This window comes from Streptomyces sp. NPDC046349, assembly GCF_055587885.1.
Map to the genome: position 1 here is coordinate 172,467 of NZ_JBVJFK010000002.1, position 20,678 is coordinate 193,144.

21 protein-coding genes, 1 tRNA gene and 1 pseudogene are annotated in these 20,678 nt (G+C 74.0%); 12 read left to right on the forward strand and 11 right to left on the reverse strand.

Going from position 1 to position 20,678, the window contains the following annotated elements; all coding sequences use genetic code 11:
- Positions 1–103: 103 nt before the first annotated feature.
- Positions 104–1,339 (forward strand): M6 family metalloprotease domain-containing protein, encoded by a 1,236-nt coding sequence (locus tag ACZ6JS_RS04465; RefSeq protein WP_469295716.1) that lies wholly within the window; start codon positions 104–106, stop codon positions 1,337–1,339.
- Positions 1,340–1,405: 66 nt separating this feature from the next.
- Here the strand turns inward: ACZ6JS_RS04465 and ACZ6JS_RS04470 are convergent.
- From ACZ6JS_RS04470 to ACZ6JS_RS04485, 4 genes and pseudogenes are all read right to left on the reverse strand, one after another.
- Positions 1,406–1,479, reverse strand: a tRNA-Lys gene (locus ACZ6JS_RS04470).
- Positions 1,470–2,097 (reverse strand): annotated as a pseudogene (locus ACZ6JS_RS04475) (bifunctional DNA primase/polymerase). Before ACZ6JS_RS04475 ends, ACZ6JS_RS04470 begins: the two are co-directional and overlap by 10 nt.
- Positions 2,098–2,238: 141 nt before the next feature.
- Positions 2,239–2,583 carry a hypothetical protein gene (locus ACZ6JS_RS04480; RefSeq protein ID WP_469295717.1) on the reverse strand — a complete coding sequence of 115 codons (345 nt, stop codon included), beginning with the start codon at positions 2,581–2,583 and terminating at the stop codon, positions 2,239–2,241.
- 204 nt (positions 2,584–2,787) lie between these two features.
- Positions 2,788–3,372: an NADPH-dependent FMN reductase gene (locus ACZ6JS_RS04485; protein WP_469295718.1), complete on the reverse strand. Its 585-nt coding sequence runs from the start codon at positions 3,370–3,372 to the stop codon at positions 2,788–2,790.
- Positions 3,373–3,483: 111 nt separating this feature from the next.
- Between ACZ6JS_RS04485 and ACZ6JS_RS04490 the strand changes: the two genes are divergently transcribed.
- Complete coding sequence (locus tag ACZ6JS_RS04490; RefSeq protein ID WP_469295720.1) at positions 3,484–3,966, forward strand: MarR family winged helix-turn-helix transcriptional regulator; 483 nt, start codon at positions 3,484–3,486, stop codon at positions 3,964–3,966.
- A 16-nt stretch (positions 3,967–3,982) separates the two neighbouring features.
- Here the strand turns inward: ACZ6JS_RS04490 and ACZ6JS_RS04495 are convergent, their stop codons facing one another.
- From ACZ6JS_RS04495 to ACZ6JS_RS04505, 3 genes are read right to left on the reverse strand one after another with little or no spacing between them, the layout of a single operon-like run.
- Positions 3,983–5,332 (reverse strand): AAA domain-containing protein, encoded by a 1,350-nt coding sequence (locus ACZ6JS_RS04495; RefSeq protein ID WP_469295721.1) that lies wholly within the window; start codon positions 5,330–5,332, stop codon positions 3,983–3,985.
- Positions 5,329–6,912 (reverse strand): hypothetical protein, encoded by a 1,584-nt coding sequence (locus tag ACZ6JS_RS04500; RefSeq protein ID WP_469295722.1) that lies wholly within the window; start codon positions 6,910–6,912, stop codon positions 5,329–5,331. The genes ACZ6JS_RS04495 and ACZ6JS_RS04500 overlap by 4 nt, the downstream gene beginning before the upstream one ends.
- Positions 6,900–8,069: a hypothetical protein gene (locus tag ACZ6JS_RS04505; RefSeq protein ID WP_469295723.1), complete on the reverse strand. Its 1,170-nt coding sequence runs from the start codon at positions 8,067–8,069 to the stop codon at positions 6,900–6,902. The genes ACZ6JS_RS04500 and ACZ6JS_RS04505 overlap by 13 nt, the downstream gene beginning before the upstream one ends.
- A 148-nt stretch (positions 8,070–8,217) precedes the next feature.
- Between ACZ6JS_RS04505 and ACZ6JS_RS04510 the strand changes: the two genes are divergently transcribed.
- A complete protein-coding gene (locus tag ACZ6JS_RS04510) occupies positions 8,218–8,814 on the forward strand; it encodes a histidine phosphatase family protein (RefSeq protein ID WP_469295724.1) in 597 nt (198 codons plus the stop codon).
- A 788-nt stretch (positions 8,815–9,602) separates the two neighbouring features.
- Here the strand turns inward: ACZ6JS_RS04510 and ACZ6JS_RS04515 are convergent.
- On the reverse strand, positions 9,603–10,922 hold the full coding sequence (locus ACZ6JS_RS04515) for a tetratricopeptide repeat protein (RefSeq protein WP_469295725.1): 1,320 nt from the start codon (positions 10,920–10,922) through the stop codon (positions 9,603–9,605).
- A gap of 250 nt (positions 10,923–11,172) precedes the next feature.
- Here ACZ6JS_RS04515 and ACZ6JS_RS04520 point away from each other — a divergent pair, with 250 nt between their 5' ends.
- From ACZ6JS_RS04520 to ACZ6JS_RS04530, 3 genes are all read left to right on the forward strand, one after another.
- Positions 11,173–11,580 (forward strand): hypothetical protein, encoded by a 408-nt coding sequence (locus ACZ6JS_RS04520; protein WP_469295726.1) that lies wholly within the window; start codon positions 11,173–11,175, stop codon positions 11,578–11,580.
- A gap of 34 nt (positions 11,581–11,614) precedes the next feature.
- Entirely contained in the window at positions 11,615–12,493 is an 879-nt protein-coding gene (locus tag ACZ6JS_RS04525) for a spermidine synthase (RefSeq protein WP_469295727.1), read from the forward strand.
- A gap of 140 nt (positions 12,494–12,633) precedes the next feature.
- A complete protein-coding gene (locus tag ACZ6JS_RS04530) occupies positions 12,634–13,269 on the forward strand; it encodes a class I SAM-dependent methyltransferase (protein ID WP_469295728.1) in 636 nt (211 codons plus the stop codon).
- 76 nt (positions 13,270–13,345) lie between these two features.
- Here the strand turns inward: ACZ6JS_RS04530 and ACZ6JS_RS04535 are convergent, their stop codons facing one another.
- Positions 13,346–13,888 (reverse strand): hypothetical protein, encoded by a 543-nt coding sequence (locus ACZ6JS_RS04535; protein WP_469295730.1) that lies wholly within the window; start codon positions 13,886–13,888, stop codon positions 13,346–13,348.
- Between the two features lie 79 nt (positions 13,889–13,967).
- On the opposite strand from ACZ6JS_RS04535, the gene ACZ6JS_RS04540 reads away from it, so the two are divergent.
- From ACZ6JS_RS04540 to ACZ6JS_RS04560, 5 genes are read left to right on the forward strand one after another with little or no spacing between them, the layout of a single operon-like run.
- Complete coding sequence (locus ACZ6JS_RS04540; protein WP_469295731.1) at positions 13,968–14,657, forward strand: response regulator transcription factor; 690 nt, start codon at positions 13,968–13,970, stop codon at positions 14,655–14,657.
- A gap of 7 nt (positions 14,658–14,664) precedes the next feature.
- Entirely contained in the window at positions 14,665–16,065 is a 1,401-nt protein-coding gene (locus ACZ6JS_RS04545) for a sensor histidine kinase (protein WP_469295732.1), read from the forward strand.
- Between the two features lie 52 nt (positions 16,066–16,117).
- Entirely contained in the window at positions 16,118–16,282 is a 165-nt protein-coding gene (locus ACZ6JS_RS04550) for a DUF5993 family protein (RefSeq protein WP_167389262.1), read from the forward strand.
- A gap of 2 nt (positions 16,283–16,284) precedes the next feature.
- Complete coding sequence (locus ACZ6JS_RS04555; RefSeq protein WP_469296394.1) at positions 16,285–16,935, forward strand: disulfide bond formation protein B; 651 nt, start codon at positions 16,285–16,287, stop codon at positions 16,933–16,935.
- Between the two features lie 34 nt (positions 16,936–16,969).
- A complete protein-coding gene (locus ACZ6JS_RS04560) occupies positions 16,970–17,632 on the forward strand; it encodes an NADPH-dependent F420 reductase (protein ID WP_469295734.1) in 663 nt (220 codons plus the stop codon).
- Between the two features lie 21 nt (positions 17,633–17,653).
- On the opposite strand, the gene ACZ6JS_RS04565 is transcribed toward ACZ6JS_RS04560, so the two are convergent.
- Entirely contained in the window at positions 17,654–18,820 is a 1,167-nt protein-coding gene (locus tag ACZ6JS_RS04565) for an MFS transporter (protein WP_469295735.1), read from the reverse strand.
- Positions 18,821–19,227: 407 nt separating this feature from the next.
- Complete coding sequence (locus ACZ6JS_RS04570) at positions 19,228–19,728, reverse strand: MarR family winged helix-turn-helix transcriptional regulator (RefSeq protein ID WP_469295736.1); 501 nt, start codon at positions 19,726–19,728, stop codon at positions 19,228–19,230.
- 114 nt (positions 19,729–19,842) lie between these two features.
- Between ACZ6JS_RS04570 and ACZ6JS_RS04575 the strand changes: the two genes are divergently transcribed.
- Positions 19,843–20,661 (forward strand): NAD(P)H-binding protein, encoded by an 819-nt coding sequence (locus ACZ6JS_RS04575; RefSeq protein WP_469295737.1) that lies wholly within the window; start codon positions 19,843–19,845, stop codon positions 20,659–20,661.
- The last annotated feature ends 17 nt before the right edge of the window (positions 20,662–20,678 follow it).

Genomic DNA, 20,678 nt, shown 5'->3' on the forward strand with positions numbered 1-20,678 from the left:
GCTTGCCTCACTGCTCACTCTTGTGGGGCAGCGGAACAGGGCATTAGTAAGACAATCGCCTCAAGGTGGCTAAACAGGTACTAATCCACCACCGGAGGTCGATGTGACGCGACAGCAGACACCCGGGGGAGTGGACCGCTCTCGCGTCCGAAGTACCGCCGCGGCGCTCACTTCCTTGACGGCGCTCGCCGCCATGTCGCTCGTCGCGGGTCCCGCGGTGGCCGACTCCGGCGCCGGGCCCTGCGCGCTGACCCGCACGGGGGCCCACCACTCCCTCGGCCTGGACACCTGGAACGGCTCCTACCCCAAGCCCGAACGCACGCTCGACGCGGTGATGGTCTTCCTCTCCTTCCCCGACCACCGGGGCACCCTGACCCCGGAACTGCTCACCCGCGACTACTTCCCCGCCACCAGCGACTTCTTCGAGCAGGCCTCGTACGGGCGGTTCCGCCTGGTCCCGCACCCGCAGAAGCAGTGGATCCAGATGCCCAGGCCGTCCACCGCGTACGGGATAAAGCGCGACTGGGCCCCCGGCGACCGGGCCGCCTACCTGCGCGACGCGGTCGCCGCCGCCGACGCCCGGGTGGACTTCGGCAAGTACGACATCGTCTACTTCGTCGCCGACCCGGACGCGCCCGGGGTGGACTCCGACGCCACGAAGGTCGTGAACTTCGACCGCCCGATCGTCGCGGACGGCGCGGAACTGCGGCGGATCGTCACCGTCTTCGAGCGCCACCCGCCGGACCGCCACGTACTGGCGCACGAGACCGGCCACGTCTTCGACCTGCCGGACCTCTACCACCGGCCCACGGACGGCAAGGGCGACTGGGACACCTACGTCGGGGACTGGGACGTCATGGGCAGCCAGTTCGGGATGTCCCCGGACCTCTTCGCCTGGCACAAGTGGAAGCTGGGGTGGCTGGACGCCTCCCAGGTGGACTGCGTGCAGTCGGGCTCCTCGCTGCACACCCTGCAACCGCTGGGGCAGGCCCCGCCGAGCGGCGGCACGGGCGGCACCCGGCTCGCGGTCGTCCGTACGGGACCCGGCAGCGCCATCGCCGTCGAGGCGCGGGGCTCGGCCGGCAACGACGGCGACACCTGCACCGAGGGGGTCCTCGTCTACCGGGTGCGCAACGAGGCGGCGTCGGGCGGCGGCCCCATCGAGGTGCTCGACGCGCACCCGCAGACGGAGGCCTGCTGGGACCGCTCGGTGTACCCGCCGCTGGCGGACGCGCCGCTGGAGGTGGGCGAGACGTACACGGTGCCGGGGGAGCGGATCACCATCGAAGTCGCCGACCGCACCAGGTCCGGCGCGTACACGGTGAAGATCACGACATGACGCGGTGACGGCACGGCGCCACACGAAGAAGGCCCCCCACTCGCGTGGGGGGCCTTCTTCCGTCTGTGCGCCGCCAGGGACTCGAACCCCGGACCCGCTGATTAAGAGTCAGCTGCTCTAACCAACTGAGCTAGCGGCGCTTGCTGACGAGGAAGACATTAGCAGGAGGATCGGCGGAACGAAAAATCGATATCCCCAGGTCCCGTCGGTGCGGCGGTGCGGGATGCCCGCACGAAGGCCCAGAGCAGGGCCTCGGGCCCGGGCAGCCAGGGCTCCCGGACGTCGGGAGCCACGAGCCACCGCGAGGGGCCGGGGCCGTCGGCGGCCAGCGGCGGCACGGTGACGGCGTCGCCCCGGCCGTGGCACAGGGGTGCCGGGGCGCTGCGGGAGGCCCCCCACTCCTCCCACGCCAGCAGGACGGGCAGTCGGTGCGCGGTGCCGGGGGCGGCGAAGAGCAGCATCCGGCCGCGGTGCACGCCGACCGGGCCGGAGCCGGGGCCCTCGGCCCAGAGCAGGTCCAGGACGCGGCGCCCGAGGACCAGCGGGACGTTGACGACGTCGAAGGCGCTCCCGCAGGGCAGCGTGGCCGGCGAACCGGGCCGGGCCTGCCACAGCGCGAGGGTGCGGCGGGGATGTGCGGAGGCCGAGGAGAGCCAGGCGGCTCCCTGCGGGGTGACGTGCGTGGCGGGCGCGGTGCGCGTGCGCTCGCCGGGCGCGTGGAGGGCGGTGCATCCGTGGGCCGTCGTCAGCGTCGTCATATGCCAAGGTCTACCCGCCGTAGCGATCCGAACTCCCGGAGTCACCGAAAACCGGGACAGGGTGAGTAGGTCCGGAGTACATTGCCCCCGCATATGCCTGCCGGGCGGCTGCTTCGGCGAGGGCGGCGGGCCGGTCGGCCGCTACGCCAGGTCGGCGCGGCCGCGCTGGAGGGTCTCGCCGAATTCGATCATTTTGAGGGCGTAGTCCTCGGTCCACTCCGCCTGTTCGGCGATCGCCCGCGGGGTGAGCCGGTCGAAACGCCGCGGGTCCGCCAGCTGCGCCGCGGCGAGGGCCTGGAACTCCACCGCCCGCTCCTGTGCCGCCCGGAAGGCCAGCGTCAGCTCGGTCGCACGGGCCAGCAGCTCGCGCGGGTCCTCGATCGACTCCAGGTCGAAGAAGTGCTCCGGATCCGCCACGGCCTCCGAGGGCTCGAAGAGCAGCGGCGCCGGCCGCAGCCGCCGCTCGGTCCGCTCGGGCTCTGCCATCCCTGTCCTCCTGCTGCGCGTGCGAAATCCATCCCGGCCACCGTCCATTGTCCAGCGCCGCGCAAGAGCGCGCCCCGACGGGTTGAACGCCTGTACGGCCGGTGGGGTGCACGAGCGGGCGGGAGGGGCGAGTGGCGAGGGAGTCGCTCAGGTGATCGGCCGTCAGCCGTGCGTCGCCTGCGACCGCCTCGCCGGAGGGCTCGTTCAGACGGTGACGGCCTCCGCCGCCGCGAGCTCCGCCCGGCGCTTGGCCGCGAGCTCGGCCACGTCGGCCAGTACGGCGGCCAGCTCGCCGGAGAGGGCCGCGGGGGCTTCGAAGCCCTCGGCGCCGATCAGCTTCGGGATGCCGGGGATCGCGACGGAGTGCTCGGCGGGCAGCATGCCGAGCCGGGTCAGGATCGGGAGCAGCATCTCGGCGGCCGGGGCGCCGCCGGTGGGGCCGGCGCTGTAGCTGACGATGCCGACCGGCTTGCCCTTCCACTCGTTGTAGAGGAAGTCGATGGCGTTCTTGAAGGGCGCGGTGAAGCCGCCGTTGTACATCGGCAGGACGAAGAGGAAGGCGTCGGCGGAGTCGACCAGGGCGCTCCAGTCGCGGGTGTGCTGGTGGGCGTAGTTCCCGGTGGAGGCGTACTCCGGCTCGTCCAGGAAGGGCAGTGCGATCTCGGCGAGGTCGACGGGGGTGACCTCGAAGCCCCCGTGTTCGCGGGCCTGTCCGGTGACCCACTGGGCGAGGGGGCGGCCGGAGGAGGTGGGGCGGGTGGCGGCGGAGACGACGTGCAGACGGGTCATGGAGCGACTCCCGGTCGGTGCGGTTGTTGATGTGTCATCTATCAAAGCGTTATGTGAGTGACGTGTCAACAAGGTAGATGATGTGTCACCGATTTGGCTAAAGTGGAAGCCATGACCCCCGCATCCGAGCCCCGCTGGCTCACCGAGGCCGAGCAGGACGCCTGGTACGCGTGGCGGCGGATGTTCCCGCTGGTCAACGCGGACATCGCGCGCGACCTGAGCCAGGACAGCGGGCTCTCGGAAGCCGACTACGACGTACTGTCCGTGCTCGGCTCCGCGGACGGCCACCGCATGCGGATCAGCGCACTGGCCGAGCTGATGCACTGGTCGCGCAGCAGGCTGTCCCACCAGCTCACGCGCATGGAACAGCGCGGCATCGTCCGCCGCGAGGAGGTCGCGACCGACGGCCGGGGCGCCGAGGTGGTCCTCACCGGGGCCGGGGTGGCCGCGATCACCGACGCCGCTCCGCTCCACGTCGAGTCGGTACGCCGCCACCTGATCGACGTCCTGACCCCGCAGCAGCTCCAGGTCCTGGCCGAGGTCGGCGAGGTGCTCCGCCACCGCTTCGGCGCTCCCCGCAAGGGCAGGGACTGAACGGCGCCGGCGCCTCCTACGGCCGCCAGGAGACCCGGTGCTCCGCCAGGTGGGCCAGGACGGAGTGGTTCGCCTCCCAGCCGTCCGGGAACTTCACCGTCACGCCCAGCTGCACCGGCTCGGTCGACGGATGGTCGTCCAGCAGCTCCGCTATGCCCGCCCTGGCCACCACCACGCAGGCGTGCCGGTGCCGAGAGGCCAGCACGCACAGCCGGCCCGTCTCCAGGTGGAAGGCCGTCGCGTCCGGGCGGCCCGACAGCGGGTGCAGCACCACCGTGAGGTCGTACTCGCGGCCCTGCAGCCGGTTCGCCGTGTCCACCGTGACCCCGCCGACCCCGAGCGAGGCCAGCGCCGCGCGGACCGCGGCCGCCTGGTCGCGGTGGGCCGTACCGACCGCGATCCGGTCGGCCGTCAGCGCCACCGGCCCCGAGGACTGCTCGTCGGAGGTCACCGCCCCGCGGTCCAGAGCCCGGCGCACCACCCGGGCCACGGCTCCGACCGCCTCCGGGTCGGTGCGCGGCGTGTGCCGCGCCGGCAGCTCCAGCAGGCCCCAGCCGGCCTCGGCGGCCTCGTCCAGCACCCGGTCCGGACCCGACCCGTCCGAGGGCACCCCGTACGAGAGCTTCCGGTCGCCGGGCCCCGTACCGCTGCGGAACTGCGTGTACGGGTAGAACGCCCGGGAGACCAGCGGCGCCGCCGTCGCGGGCAGCCGCCAGGACACCGGCAGCCGGTGCTGCGGCAGCTGCGGGTTGTGCGCGAGCAGCGTGCTCACCGCCGACGCGGACGGGTCGTAGGACAGCCCCGCCCACTGCTCCGCGCCCACCACGCTGAACGGGTCCAGCTGCCCCGGGTCGCCCACGAACAGCGCCCGCTCGAACAGCCCGGCCACGGCCAGCAGCGCGTCCGAGCGCATCTGGTAGGCCTCGTCGACGATGGCGTGCTGCCACGGCTCGACGTCCTTCACGAAGGCCCACTTCGCCGCCGTGGAGATGGTGATCGGCAGCTCCGCGAGGTCCCCCGGCTTCGCCGAGAGGGTCACCGACGGCAGCTCCCGCAGCGCCGGGTCGTAGGAGTCCCCCTCGCTGCTGTGCAGCCGGCCCACCTTGAGCTCCGGATCCTTGTCGGCGAGCCGCAGCACCAGATCGTCGACCTGCGCGTTCGTCTGCGCCACCACCATCAGCCGGCGTCCCGCCGCTGCCAGCTCCCGGGACGCACGGACGACGAGCGTGGACTTGCCGGCCCCCGGCGGGGAGTCGACGACGACGCCCCGCTCGGTGCCGTGCAGGGTGTCGTGCAGGATCGCGGCGGTCGCCCGGGCGGCCGCGGCCCCCGGGTCGAAGGCGGCGGGCGCGGACACAGGAGTCACAGGATGTCCTCGTCGGTGACGGCGTCGGGAAGGTGGACGGCTGCCCGGGACCCCGGCGGGCCGCCATGGGTCCACGGCGTCTGCTCCGGGTCCGGGAGCTTCGGGCCGCCGCGCGCGTCGTGCTCGAAAAGCGTCCAGCACACGCGGTCGCCCTTCTCCGGCACGGAACCCGGCTCCGGGTCCCGGCCGCGCCCCATCTTGTCGAGGAGTCTCAATACCACCTGCCCGTCCTCCTCGAAACGAACGAACTGCGCGCTCTGCGGCCGCCCGTCCAGCGAGCGGTACACCTTCGTGCCGCCGCTGTCCGCGAGCTGCGGCCGGTCCTCCGTGGACACCGTCACCAGCGGCCGCGGACTCGGCCGCTTCGACTCCGTCCACTCCATCACGACCTCGGTGACCTCGCCCGCGAACGCCTCGCCCGCCAGCCGCCGGCCCGCCATGACCAGCGGGTCGTCCAGCGCCTCCTGCGCGTCGAGGCGCACCTGCTCCGTCTCCCGCGTGGCCAGCTTCTGCGCCGCCGTCACCGCGTCGTCGCGGCGCGGCTGCGGCGGCTCGCCCGCCCGTACCCGGTCCCGGTGGCCGGTGTACGACCAGCGGTCGCGCGTCCAGCGCTCCTCCGCCCGCTCGCCCGGCGGCAGCGCGCGGACCAGGTCGATCGCCTGCCAGGTCGCCCACCAGGTGCTCGACATCTGGTCCGCGACCAGCCGACGCACCGCACGCTCGGCCGCGCGCACCTCGCGGTCGTCGTCGCCGGGCCCGGCCGTCAGGGCCGCGCGCGCCGCGTCGTAGCGGGCGATGGCCGGCGCCAGCAGCTTGTTGTCGAAGGCCGGATCGGTCGCCGGGCCGGCCGGCGGGCAGAGCAACTGGCCGTGCTCGTCACGGCCGAGCTCGGCGCAAAGGGCCGCCGCGGCACCCGCCCCGTCCGCGGGCGGGGCGATCCAGGCCAGGAGCGCGCCCAGGTGCTGGTCCTCCAGATTGCTCTGGCCCGTCGCCCAGTGCCGGGACAGCAGATCCGTCGCGGACAGCAGCATCGAGGAGCCCGGAACCCGCGCCCGCTCGCCGAGGTGCGTGAACCAGCGGCCCAGCAGAGGCACCCTCGACGGCGCCGGATAAGGATTGTCCGGATCCTCCTCCGCGGTGCGTCTGAACCGCATCGACCGCCCCAGCAGCCGCACGTACTCGATGCCCGCCCGGCTCGGCACGATCAGCTGCGGGGCGTCCACGCACAGCTCGGTCTCGACCTTGACCCGTTTGCCTGTCTCCGGGTCGGTCTCGCTGCGCTCGGCCGGCTCCACGTCGTCGGCGTAGGCGTCGATGTGCGCCAGCACGTGGACCGCGAGGTCCGCGAGGAACGCCCAGCGCAGGTCCCGGTCGCGGGGCTGGGGTATCACGAAGACCCGCGGCTCGTTCCGATCGGTGCCCACCAGCGCGCCCAGCGGGGCTCCGGCCTCACCGGCCGTGGTCAGCGGCACGAAGACCAGCGGGTTGTCGCTCAGGTGGCGGTGGCGCACCGTCGCGAGCGGCTGGGCGCGGCCGTCGCGGACGGCCTCCAGCCGGGCCAGGGTGCTCAGCAGGGGCATTCAGGAGTCTCCGGGACGTGCGGGCGGGGCAGGGCGGCGGCCAGTTCCAGCGCCTCGGCGCGCAGCCGGGCCGCGCGGTGCAGGGCGGCGGCGGTGGGGTCCTCGGCGCAGCCGGCGCCGGCGGCCGCGGCGAGGGCCTCCTCCACGGTGGTCAACGCACCCAACTCGCCCCGTACGGACCGGCCAAGGGCCGTCACCTCGTCGGCGGCGCGGGCCCGCTCCCGGCAGTGGAAGGCCAGCTCGCAGGCGGCGAGGCACTCGGGGGCGTAGGCGGCGTCCACCGCGGACACCGCCTCGGCCAGCTCCGCGGCGGGCCGCTCCGGGTCGAAGCTGAGCCCCTCGGGCAGCGCCGCGGCCAGCTCCTCGACCCGGGTCAGCCGGTCCAGCTGGCGGCGGGTCACCGAGCGCTCGCGGCGGATGTCGACGGGAGCGGCGGTCGGCAGGTTGGAGAAGTCCTTCGGGCAGACCAGCAGCACGCTGTGCCCGACCTCCGCGCCGGCCAGCTTCCCGGCGATCCGCTCCAGGGCCAGGACGTAGACGGCGGCCTGACGGGCCGCGGCGCCCACCTTCGCGGCGTCCGCGGCCGCGTCGATCATGGGGAACGACTTGATCTCCACCACGGTCCAGCGGCCGTCGGGGTGCACGACGACGGCGTCCGGCTCCAGATACGCCGGGGTGCCGGCCACCTCCAGGGCCAGCATCGGGTGGTCCAGCAGGGTCCAGTCCTCCGCCGAGGTGGCCTCGCGCAGGGCCAGGGCGGTCCGGGCGGCGCGGCCCTCGGGCCCGGCGGCCGTCAGGTCGGGGACGAGGGCGCCGGCGCCGGGCGGCTCCGCGGCGGCGTCGAGGTGCGCGTGCACGAGCCGCAGCAGCTCGGCTCCGCCGTCGCCCTTGACCTTCGCCTCGAAGGAGTTCCCGCGGACGATGGCGAACTGCGACTGGCCGAAGGCGGCGGGTGAGCCGAGGGCCGTGGCGAGGGCGTTCTTGTCCACACCGGCGCCGTCGAGCAGCGCGCGTCTGCCGCAGCCGGGGTTGGCGGCGAGGGCCGCGAGCGCCCGGGCGTCGAGCGGGCGGGGCGGCACGGCGGGGCCTCGCAGGCCGGCGAGCCGCTGCCGCAGCGTGGTCGGCTGTGCGGGGCTGCTGGGCGGGTAAGAGCTCACCCGCGGAAGTGTCCCATCCGCCACTGACAATCGTGTGCGGAGTGCGGAAACGGGCCGGTGGGAGGGCCGGACGGGGGCGTGATGGATGATGGACGCACGAGGAAACCATCGTAAAAACGCACAATCTCGCACCGATCGGGAGATTCGCATGGCCCCCCGCATCCTGCTGGCCCGTCACGGCCAGACGGCGTGGTCCCAGCTCGGCAAGCACACCGGACGCACGGACGTGCCGCTGCTGGAGGAGGGCAGGCAGGGCGCGAAACTGCTCGGCGACCGCCTGGCCCGTCATCCGTGGCAGGGCCTGCCCGGCCTGGAGGTGCGCACCAGCCCGCTGGTCCGCGCCAGCGAGAGCTGCGACCTGGCGGGCTTCGGCGCCCGGGCCGAGCCGTGGGACGCGCTGATGGAGTGGGACTACGGCGATTACGAGGGCATGACCCCGGCCGAGATCCAGGCGGTCCGGCCGGGCTGGCTGATCTGGCGCGACGGCGTCCCGGGCGGCGAGTCCGTCGCCGACGTCTCGGCACGCGCCGACGAGGTGGTGGCGTGGGCGCGCTCGGCGCAGCGGGACGTGCTCGTCTTCGCCCACGGGCACATCCTGCGCACCCTGGCCGCGCGCTGGCTGGGCTTCGAAGCCTCCTTCGGCGCGCGGATCCGCCTGGAGCCGACGTCCCTCTCGGTCCTGGGCTGGGCGTACGGGGCGCCGGCGCTGGAACGCTGGAACGACACGGGCCACCTGGACGCGTAGCGCCGGCTCGGCGGATCGGGTCGGCTTCGCCCGCGCGAAGCCAGCAGTTCCGGGGCCCGGCCCCCGAGCCCGGCTCGGATCGGGGTCCCGGCGCGCCTTCTCGGCTGTGCGGGTGGCTGCGCGCTCGTCCCGCGGGGCCGCCGGCCCCCGTCCCCCCTTGCCGCTCCCCGCGGCCGGGGCTCCGGGGCGGGCGGGGCCGGGCCGTGGCGTTGCACGGCGGAGGGTGTCTGGGCGGCTCGCGCCGGGCGGGCACCTCTCGGCTGTGTGCTTGTCCTGCGGGGGCGCCCCCCGTCCCCGCTTCCCACGCGCCGGGCAGGCTCCGGAAACGATTGGCGGGCCGGGGGCCCGAGCGCGGGGCGGCTGGGGTGGGGACACGGCGGAGTGTCCCCGCAGGACGAGTGCGCGGCCGGGCCGTCTGGCCGAGCCGTAGCCGCACGCGCCGAGCCGAGGAGACGCTCCGGCGGGGCACCGCCCCACCCGTGCCACCCCGTCCCGCGGTAACCGGCCCACCGGCCCCGCCGGTCCGCCGCCGGGCCGCGCAGTGCCCCGGCAATCCAGCCCCGCCGGCGATTGAGGCGCGGGGCCCGGGGCGGAGCCCCGCTACCCACCGACCAGCCGCAGCCGACCGCCGGGTTCGGGCGGAGCCCCGCTACCCACCGACCAGCCGCAGCCCAACCGCCGGGGCCGGGCGGAGCCCCGTACGCACCGAGCAGCCGCAGCCGCAGCCGCAGCCGCAGCGGTACTGCCCGGGCCGGGCGGAGCCACAGGGCAGCGGCCGGGGCCGAGCGTCACGCAGAGGCGTGCCGGGTCAGGAAGGCGCCCACGCGGGGGGAGCGTTGGTGGGGGACGAGAGCCGTGGCCGTTTCCGCGAGCATCGAGCGGACCCGCGTCGACTGGACCTCGGCCAGGAGGTCCAGTACGCGTCCGCCCGCCCACGCGGCCTCGTCGGGGGCGTCCGCCCGCGCCAGGTCACCGGCCAGCTCGGCGGTGTAGAGGGCCACGTTCCGGGCGAAGTGCGGATCCTGGAGGTCGGCCGCCCGCCGTGCGTGCCGGGCCGCGCGGGCGTGTTCCCCGAGCGCCGACCAGCACCGCGCCTCCAGCGACTCCAGCTCCGCCTCTCCGAAGAAGGACATCCACTCGGGGTCGGCCTCCGCCGGCCCCCGGGAGAACTCCCGGTGGGCCCGCGCCAGCGACTCCTCGCAGGCCTTGCGGTCGTCGAGCCCCGCCCAGCCGCCCGCCTCCCGCAGCGCCAGCAGCGACAGCAGCCGGAGTGAGCCGAGGGAGGACGCGGCGCGCCGGCCCGCCTGGGCCGCGCGTACCGCCTCGCGGGCCCGACCGGTGTCCCGGGCCAGGAAGGACATGTTGCTGAAGGCATGCGCCTCCAGACCCCCGTCCCGCGCCACCCGGGCCGTGGCCAGAGCCTCCGCGTAGTGGGAGCGGGCGTCGTCGAAGCGGCCGGAGTCGTGGGCCAGCCAGCCGACCGAGACGGCCAGTTCGCCGGCGCCCGAGTGCAGCCTGTCCTCGGTGGACTGCCGCGTCGCCCCGGCGTCGAGCAGGGCGTAGGCGGTGCGCAGGGGTTCGGACGCCTTGCGGTACAGGGCGTCCGCCCCGTGCCGGTCGTCCAGCAGCCGGATCCGGCGTACGGCGTCCTCGACGGCGGCGGCCTCGGACTCCCCGGCGCGCGCGGGCAGCCGGCGGGCGTCGCCGAGCAGGGTGAGGCCGAGCGTCGCGGCCGCCACGGTCGCGGAGCCGCCCGCCATGAACGCGCGACGCAGCACGTCGCTCTCCTTGGCACTGGAAGGGGAAGGGGGGATGCAGGCGGGGCCCGGGCCGCGTTGCGCGGCGCGCCCGCGGACGCTCTCTCGGGGGGAGAAGCCCAGGTCGGCCAGGGTGTGGCCGGGGAACATGTGGAGGAAGACCCGCTCGTAGGCGTAGTTGGGGCAGCGGATCTCGCCGGACTCGACCCGGCCGATGTAGCGCGCGTCGCAGGAAACCGTTTCTCCGATCTCCTTCGCCGCCCGTCGCACCAGGGCCGCGAATTCGGCGGGGGAGTGCTGTCCGCGCAGCCGCCGGAACGTGGAGTTGGGTGAGTGGGGGAACGCCGCCATGGACGTGACCTCTCTGGCAAGGAACGCAGCGCCGGTGCGGTGGCTGGTGCAGTGGGGACCGGCGCGCATGAACGTACCCCCAGCGACGGGGTGTTCACGCGATGTTTAGCTACAAAACGGATATCTCACCCGCGATCCGCCATGAACTGCCATCCTTTGCGGCGTCTTGGTGCCGCACCCGTTGACGTTCCCGTGCGTTGAACCCATGCGGATACGGATCGAGGAGGGGTTCCCCTTGGTGGAGGCCGGCATGGAGAGCACTGGAACGAACACCGCGCCCGGGCCCGGCGCGGCCCCGGACCTGGACCTGGACCTGGTGACCGTGCCCGCGCGGCAGGGACTGGAAGCGGTGGACATCATCCGCCGCTCCGCCGGCCGGTCCGGCCCGGTGGGGCCCGTCCTGCACGACGGGTCCGGCGACACCCTCGGTTTCCTCGTCCCGCCCGGCACCGCCGATGCCTGGGACCTCCCCGGGAGCGCGTGCATGCAGACCAACGGGCGGGGGATGCGCTTCGGCGACGCCGTCTCGCCCACCGCGGGTGCCACGGGCTGGCTGCTCCCGCCGGAGGCGGTCGGACCGGTCACCGACCCCGAGGTGCTGCGCGCGGCGCTCGGCGAGGCGGCCCGGCTGATCGAGGCCGCGGACAACTGCCGCTGACCGCTCCCGGCCGGCCGACCCGCACAATGGGGTGGTGGCAGGCAAGGACAGGAACAGGGGCAGGCAGCGCGGGCGAGGCGGCGCCGAGGCGGTCGCGGGGCAGGTGGACGGCGGCCGGGCGGAGCTGGAGCCGGACCGTGAGCGCGCCGGCGCCTGGACCCTGCTGATCGACGGCGCCCCCCAGTCGCACGTCGACCTGGACGATCCCGCGTACCTGGACTTCTCCTACCAGCGGCGGATCGGCCACCTCATCGATCTCGCCGCGCCCGCCCGCCAGCCGCTGAACGTGCTGCACCTGGGCGGCGGCGCCTTCACCCTCGCCCGCTACACCGCGGCGTCCCGTCCCCGTTCCACCCAGCAGGTCGTGGAGATCGACGCCGCCCTCGTGGCCTTCGTGCGGGAGCACCTGCCGCTGGACCCGCAGGCGCGTGTCCGGGTCCGGGCGGTGGACGCGCGGGCCGGCCTGGCCAAGGTGCCGGACGGCTGGGCGGACCTGGTGATCGCGGACGTGTTCAGCGGGGCGCGCACCCCGGCGCACCTGACGAGCACCGAGTTCCTGGACGACGTACGCCGGGCCCTGGCGCCCACCGGGTGGTACGTGGCGAACCTCGCGGACGGGCCGCCGCTGACCCACCTGCGCGGCCAGATCGCGACGGCGGCGTCCCGGTTCACGGAGCTGGCGCTGGCCGCGGACCCGGTGGTGTGGCGGGGGAAACGGTTCGGCAATGCCGTGCTGGTGGCGGCCGACCGGGAGCTGCCCGTCGCGGAATTCACCCGCCGGGTCGCGAGCGACCCGCATCCGGGCCGGGTCGAGCACGGCCGGGCGCTCGCGGACTTCGCGGGCGGCGCGGCCCCGGTCGCCGACGCCTCCGCGGTGGCCTCGCCGCAGCCGCCGCCCTCCGTTTTCCGGTAGGGAAGCGGGTCGGCCTCTTGTGCAGGCCGGACTCCTGGAAGAAGATCGGGATTCCGCTCCCGATGGGCGTTCTCGCTGTGCAGGCTGTGAACTCCCCACCGGGTCAACCTCTTTGTGACGCGTTCAGGAAACGGCCGACGATGTCCGATCTCCCCGCTTCATCCGGTGCTCCGACCCCGAGCACGCCCAGTACCGCCACCTCCGACTACACGCGCCGGCTCGCCCGCCTCGAGCGGTCCGGGCTCAAGCGGCTGCTGCCCACGCAGGCCCCCTACCGGTGGCACCTGCGGCGACTCCGGCTGGGCCGGGTGCTCGACGTGGGCTGCGGGTTGGGACGCAACCTGGTCAACTGCGGACCCGACAGTGTCGGCGTCGACCACAACCCGCACTCGGTGCGGACCTGCCGGGAGCGCGGGCTGAACGCGTACACGCCCGACCGGCTGGCCGAGGCCCCGGACTGCGGTCCCGGCTCCTTCGACAGCCTGCTCCTCGCGCACGTTCTGGAGCACGTCGAGGAGGGGACGGCGGCGACGCTGCTGGAGCAGTACCTGCCGCTGGTCAGGCCGGGCGGATCGGCCGTCATGATCACCCCGCAGGAGGTCGGCTTCCGCTCCGACGCCACCCACATCCGATGGGTAGGCTTCGAGGAGCTGCGCCGCCACGCAGCCAAGGCCGGGGTGGCGGTCCGGCGGACGTACTCCTTCCCCTTCCCCCGTCCTGCGGGCAGGGTCTTCCCGTACAACGAGTTCGTGCTGGTGGGCACCGTGCCGGCCTGATCCCCAAAGGTCCGGCCCCCTCCGGGGTCCGGCCTGTGCCGGGATCCGGCCCTGCACGGCGTCCGCATGCCGCACCTCAGGGGTCGACGATTTCCACCAGCGGCGGGTGGTCGTGCCAGGTGCAGAACACCGACACCTCACGGCCGTCCCGGGTGAAGGTGACCCGGATCCAGAAGTCCTGCTTCCACACCTGCATCCGCCAGCCGGCCGCCGGCGTCGCCGAGACCAGCTCGGCCGAGGAGGCGCCCAGGGAGAAGGTGACACGGCCGCCGGAGACCGGATAGGCCTGCACCTTCCCCGCGCCCTGGCCGCTTGGCTGCTGCCCGCCGTCCGGGGTGACCGCGGGTTTCTGCGACGGCCTGTCGGGCGAGGCCCCTGCCGTCGGCGACGACGTCGGGTCCGGCGACTGCGAGGGCGAGGCGGACGGGGACTGCGAGGGGGACCCCTGGGGCTGTGCGCGCTGGGTCGAGGAGGACAGCGGCTGCCCGGTCAGCGGCACCGCGAGCGGCCGATCGTAGGCCGTGCCCGACATGACGGTGTGGACACCCCACCAGCACAGCGTCACCGCCGCCCCGGTCGCGAGCATCCACGCCATGGCATGCACAAGTCCTCTTCGCATCAGGGCACATACTGCACCACGCGCCACAAGAGTGGCCCGACACCCCGTGGAGTCGCCCGGATGGACTACGGTGCGGCCCATGGCAAGTGTGCTCGTGGTCGAGGACGACCAGTTCGTACGTTCCGCCCTCATCCGGCACCTGACCGAGGCCTCGCACACGGTGCGGAGCGTCGGCACGGCCCTCGAGGCCCTGCGCGAGGTCGCGCACCACAGCTTCGACGTGGTCATCCTCGACCTCGGCCTGCCCGACCTGGACGGCTCCGAGGCGCTCAAGATGCTGCGCGGCATCACCGACGTGCCCGTGATCATCGCCACCGCGCGCGACGACGAGGCCGAGATCGTCCGGCTGCTCAACGACGGCGCCGACGACTACCTGACCAAACCCTTCTCCGTCGAGCACCTCTCCGCCCGCATGGCCGCCGTCCTGCGCCGCGCCCGCGCCGCCGCAGGCTCCGAACCGCCCTCGCGCGTCCTGCGCGTCGGCGGCCTCGCCATCGACCCGCTGCGCCGCCAGGCCGAGCTCGACGGTGCCGTACTGGACCTCACGCGGCGGGAGTTCGACCTGCTGGCCTTCCTCGCCGGCAGGCCCGGAGTGGTCGTGGCCCGCCGCGAACTGCTCGCCGAGGTCTGGCAGCAGTCGTACGGCGACGACCAGACCATCGACGTCCACCTGTCCTGGCTGCGCCGCAAACTCGGCGAGACCGCCGCCCGGCCGCGGTACCTGCACACCCTGCGCGGTGTCGGCGTGAAGCTGGAGCCACCGCAGTGATGCCGCGATGAGATGGGCCCTGGTCAAGGTGTGCCTCGCGGTCACGGCCATGGTGGTCGTGGCCTTCGCCGTACCGCTCGGGCTCGTCGTCCAGGAGATGGCCCGCGACCGGGCCTTCTCCAACGCCGAGCGGCAGGCCGCCACCATCGGGCCGACGCTGTCGATCACCACCGACCCGACGCAGCTGAGCAAGGCGGTGGAGTCCACGCAGATGGGCGCCGCCCGGCGGATGGCCGTCCACGTGCCCGCCATCGGGGACAGCCGGCCGGTGAGCATCGGCGAGGGCCGTGCCGGAGAGCGCGCCGTCGCCGAGACCCGGCGGATGGGGCGCGCCACGACGGCCAAGCTGTCCGGCGGAGGCTCGGCGCTGCTGCAGCCGACCGCCCTCGGGTCCGGGGACATCGCCGTGGTGGAGATCTTCGTACCGGAGAGCGAGGTCAGCAACGGCGTCGCGACCGCCTGGCTGGTGCTGGCGGGCGTCGGACTGGCCCTGATCGTGGGATCGGTAGCGGTAGCCGACCGGCTCGGCGCCCGGCTGGTCCGGCCGGCCGAACGGCTCGCGGACGCCGCGCACCAGCTGGGCGAGGGGCGGCTCGGTGCGCGCGTACCGGAGGCGGGCCCGAAGGAGCTGCGCTCGGCGGCCGTCGCGTTCAACTCGATGGCGGACCAGGTGGTCGAGCTCCTCGCCAACGAGCGGGAACTGGCCGCGGACCTCTCGCACCGGCTGCGCACCCCCCTGACGGTGCTCCGGCTCAACACCGCCTCGCTCGGGGACGGCCCCGCCGCCGAGCAGACCCGGGCGGCGGTGGAGCAGCTGGAGCGCGAGGTCGACACGATCATCCGCACCGCCCGGGAACAGCGCCCGGCCACCGGCCTGGTCGGGGCCGGAGCGGGCTGCGACGCCTCCGAGGTGATTCGCGACCGGATGGCCTTCTGGTCGGCGCTCGCGGAGGACGAGGGCCGCGAGGTGCGGCTCGCGGGGGTGGACCGTACGGTACGGATCCCCGTGGCACGGCCCGAACTCGCCGCCGCCCTCGACGCCATGCTCGGCAACGTCTTCCGGCACACCCCCGAGGGCACCCCCTTCGCGGTGGACGTCCACGACGCGGGCGACGCGGTGATCGTGCTCGTCTCGGACGCGGGCCCCGGCATCTCCGACCCGGACGCCGCCCTGCGCCGCGGCAACGACGGCGGCCGGGACGGCTCCACGGGCCTCGGCCTGGACATCGTGCGCCGGGTCGCGGAGTCGACCGGCGGTGACGTCCGGCTGGGGCGTTCGGTACTCGGCGGCACCGAGGTCCGCGTGTGGATCGGCCTGGACGGCCGGAGCACGGGCGGCCCGGGCGCGGGGCGGTCCGGCCGCGGCCGACGCGGCAACCGACGTAACCGGGGGCGCGCCACGCCGTGACCGGGGGCGCGCCTAGCAGGCGGGATGTCCTCGTCTCGGTACGGTCCGCGGCATGGACACCCTCATCTTCGGCGGGCTCCTCGCCACGCTGATCGCCATGTACCGGGAGACGTCCCGGATGGTCGTGCTCGGGGCGTGGTGGGTCATGCTCATCGCGGTCACCCTGCTGATGGCACACCACATCACCGGCAGCCTGGCCCTGACGCTGAGCTGGTGACGATGGCGACGATCGAGAGCCTCATCCCGGAGAGCACCCCCGAGGCCACCCAGCCGGGCAAGGTCCAGTACTGGTTCGCCTGCTTCTTCGCCATCGGCTGGACGGGCGTGGTGGGCGGCAGCCTCTTCTACCAGTTCGCGGCGCGCGAGTACCCGTGCCCGCTGTGCGTCGTACAGCGGATGTACATGCTGCTGGCGGCGCTGGGAGCGGCGTACATCATCCGCACGGCGCTGCTGCGCGGATCGGTGACGGGCCGCCACTACATGGCGGGCTGGGGCCTGACGCTGATCGCGCTCATGGGGGGCTCCTTCGCGTCCTGGCGGCAGACGACGCTGCACATCCTGCCGGGCGCCAAGGGGTACGGGGGCGAGATGTTCGGCCTGCACCTGTACGTGTGGGCGCTGATCCTCTTCCAGGTGTCGGTGGTCGTCGTCGGGATCGCCCTGGCCACCGCGCACACCACGGCCGAGCACGGAGTTCCGGCGACCGGGCCGGGACTGCTGCGGACGGCGGGACTGTTCGCGCTGTGGCTCCTGGGCGCGGTCATCATCGTGAGCATGGTGGCCGTCTTCCTGGAGGAGGGCTTCCACTGGTTCCTGCCGGATGCCCCGAAGCGGTACCGGTTCTTCTCCGACATCGGGATCCTTGGCTAGAGCGGCGGGTCCCTCGGACCGGAAGGAAGCAGAGATGCGCTACGCAGTCCTCGGCACCGGGATCGTCGGCCGCACGGTGGCCGCCCGACTCGACTCCCTGGGCCACCAGGTCGTCATCGGGACCAGGGATCCCGGGGCGACCCTCGGCCGGGCCGAGTACTCGGACTGGCAGGAGGTCCACCCGGGGGTGGGGCTGGCCGGGTTCGCGGAAGCCGCCCGGGACGGCGAGGTGCTGGTCAACGCCACCGGCGGGCGGGTCAGTGTCGCCGCACTGGCGCAGGCGGACGCCGCCCACCTGGAGGGCAAGATCCTGATCGACATCGCGAACCCGCTGGACTTCTCGGTCGGCTTCCCGCCCGGCCTGGACCCGGTGGACGACGACAGCCTGGGCGAGCTGATCCAGCGGACGTTCCCGGGGCTGCGGGTGGTCAAGACGCTGAACACGATGAACTGCCAGATCATGGTGGACCCGGCTCGGGTCGCGGGCGAGCACCACGTCTTCGTCTCGGGCGAGGACGCGGACGCCAAGAAGACCGTGCGCGAACTGCTGCACTCCTTCGGGTGGCCGCAGACGAGCGTCCTGGACCTCGGCGGCATCGAGACGGCCCGGGGCCCGGAGATGCTCCTGCCGATCTGGCTCCGCCTGATGGGCGCGCTCGGCCACACGGACTTCAACTTCCACATCCAGGGCGCCTGACGCGGTGTGCTGGTCGGCTCGTCACGGGGCGCCGAAGCGGCTCTTCGTACGTGCCGTCAGGGTCGAGGCCAGGGCGAGGGCCGCGGAGGCGGTGACCGCGGTGCAGGAGACGGCGAAGGCGGCCCGGTGGCCGTGGGTGGCCGCCAGGGGGCCCGCGACGGCGGCGGCCAGGGCCTGGCCGAGGATCAGGCCGCTGCCGATCACGGTCATGGCCTCGCCCATCCGCTGCGCCGGGACGGTCCGTTCCACCAGCCCGAACAGTGCGATCAGGTGCGGGGCCACGGCCAGGCCGATGCCCGCGACGGCGAAGGCGGCCGCCCACAGTCCGGACACCGCGAGCAGCGGCAGAGTGAGCAGGGCCTGGAGGACGATCGTCCACCGCAGCCGTGCGGCCAGGTCCGCCGAGCCGGGCCGGGCGACCGTGGCGAAGCCGGCGACAGAGCTGGTCACGGCCATGGCGGCCCACACGGGCCCGGCCGCGCCGGCCGCGCCCAGTGACGCGGCGAGCGCGTTGACGCCTGTGTTCGCTCCGCTCCACGCCGCTCCCTGCAGTACGGCCGTCGTGAACAGCAGGACCAGCCCGGGCGACCACAGCCGTACGCCGGCCCGCGCGCCCGGGGAGCCGGCGGCCGGGGAGTCGGCGGCCGGGGAGTCGGCGGCCGGGGAGTCGGCGGCCGGGGAGTCGGCGGTCGTGGAGTCGGCGGCCGGGCCCGGAACGGTCGGGTGCACGGCGAACAGGGTGCCGAACACCAGGATCAGCCCGGCCGCGAGGACGAGTCCCGAGGCGGGGTGAACGGTCACGGCAAGGATGCCGGCCAGCGCGGGGCCGACCATGAAGCCGACCTCGTCCAGGGTGGTGTCGAAGGACAGGGCCGATCCGAGTAGCCGCTGGTCCCCGCCGGCCAACCGTGCCCAGCGGGCCCTGGCCAGCGGGCCGACCTGCGGGACGGTGAGACCGGCTGCGGCGGCCAGCGACAGCAGGGCGGCCGGCGGCAGGCCGCCGAGGACGGCCGCGACGAGGGAGAGCAGGACGGCGGCGTTCGCGGCGCAGGCGAGGAGCAGGACGGTGCGGTGGCCGCGCAGGTCGGCGAGCCGGCCGATGACGGGGCCGCCGAGGGCCTGGCCGAGCCAGAGCGCGGCGGCGACGGGGCCCGCGGCGCCGATGCCGTCGCGTTCGGTGATGAGCACGAGCGTTCCGATGGGGCACAGCGCTGCGGGAAGCCGCGCGAGGAACGCGTGGAGGGGAAGGGCGCTGCCGCCGAGGGCGAACACCGCGCGCAGGCCGCCGGGTGAGGGAGTCGCCGGCGGGGGCGTGGAGGCGGGTGAGGGCGCAGGAACGGCCGCAGGAATGGACGAGGGTGCGGGCGAGGGTGTGGGCGGGGACACGGACAACCTCCAACCGCGCGCCGACCCTCCCGTTTCTCCGGCGCGCGCCGTTGCCCGTTGCCCCGGACCGTAGTGCGGGATCGGCCCCTGTGGAAGCCCTGTGCAAGCCCTCCGGCAGTCCCGGTCGTCCCGCAGTCGGGTCCCCGATCCGCCCCCGGTCCGCCCCGCGGTCCGCCCCGCGGTCCGTTCTGTGTCCGTTCCGCGGTCCGTCAGCCGGGCTCGCCGGAGGTCAGCCGCTTGGCCTGGGTCCGCCCCACCTCGGCGGCGCGGTGCAGGTAGTCGGCGATGACGGCGAGTTCGGAGTCGGAGTAGCTCTCCAGTACGGCGCCGAAGGCGCGGCCCGGGGTGTCCCACGCCGCACCGATGCGCTTGCGTGCCTCGGGGGAGAGGGAGACGAGGGAGCGGCGGCGGTCGTGGGGGTCGGCGTGCCGTTCGACGATGCCCGCCTTGACCATCCGGTCGACGAGGCGGGTGGCCGAGCCGGAGGTCAGGCCGGTGAGGCGGGCGATGTCGCCGGTGCTGACGGGGCCGGGCTCCATGTCGAGGAGGGCCACGCACTGCATGTCGGTCGGGTGCAGGCCGACCGAGTCGGCCATGGCCTGGTTGAAGAGGGAGTAGTCGGCGTAGTGCCGCTGACTCTCGATGACGATGCGCGCGAGCAGCTCGGCGCGGCTCCACTCGTCACCCGTGCGGGGGGAATCGGTTGACATCGGATTCTCCGTGCTTCAAATTTATCTGTGTGACGCAGAGGATGTGTGGTGCAGAATCTGTGTCGCGTATCCATCCTAGCGTCTGTTCGCACGATTTCAGGAAGAGGACCAGTCATGTCCATTCTCGTGACCGGCGGCCGCGGTGCCGTCGCCCGCGGTCTCGCCGGCCTCCTCGCCGCCCGCGGCGTCCCGCACCGGCTGGGCTCCCGCGAGCGGGACACCCCCGATGCGGTCCACTGCGATCTCACCGATCCGGCGACGTTTCCCCGCGCCCTTGCCGGGATCCGCTCCGTGTTCCTCTACGCGGAGGCGTCCGGCGTCGAAGCCTTCGTCAAGGAGGCCGTCGCCGCCGGAGTGGAGCACGTCGTGCTCCTGTCCTCCTCCTCGGTGCTCGCCCCCGGCGCCGCAGACAGCCCGCTGTCGGCCTCCCACCTCGCGGTCGAGCAGGCCCTTTCGGCCTCCCCGCTGCACACCACCCTGCTGCGGCCGGGATCCTTCGCGGGCAATGCCCGGGGCTGGGCCCGGCCGCTGAAGTCGGGCCTGCCGGTCCGACTGCCCTACCCCGGCGCCTACTGCGATCCCGTGCACGAGGCCGACCTCGCCGAGGCGGCCCTCGCGGTCCTCACCGATCCGGCCCTGGCCGGCAGCGCGTACACGCTGACCGGCCCGCAGTCGCTGACCTTCGCCGCCCAGCTCTCGATACTGGGCGAAGTCCTCGGCCGCTCCATATCCGTCGAGGCAGTCTCGGCCGAGCAGTGGAGGGCCGAGGCCGACGGCTACATACCCGGCCCCTATGCCGATGCGCTGCTGGAGTACTGGGCCTCCACCGACGGCCTCCCGGTCGAGATCACCGGCGGCGTCGAGCAGCTCACCGGCCACCCGGCCCGCACCTTCAGGACCTGGGCCGAGGATCACGCAGACGTCTTCGCGTGACCTCGGACCGGACACCC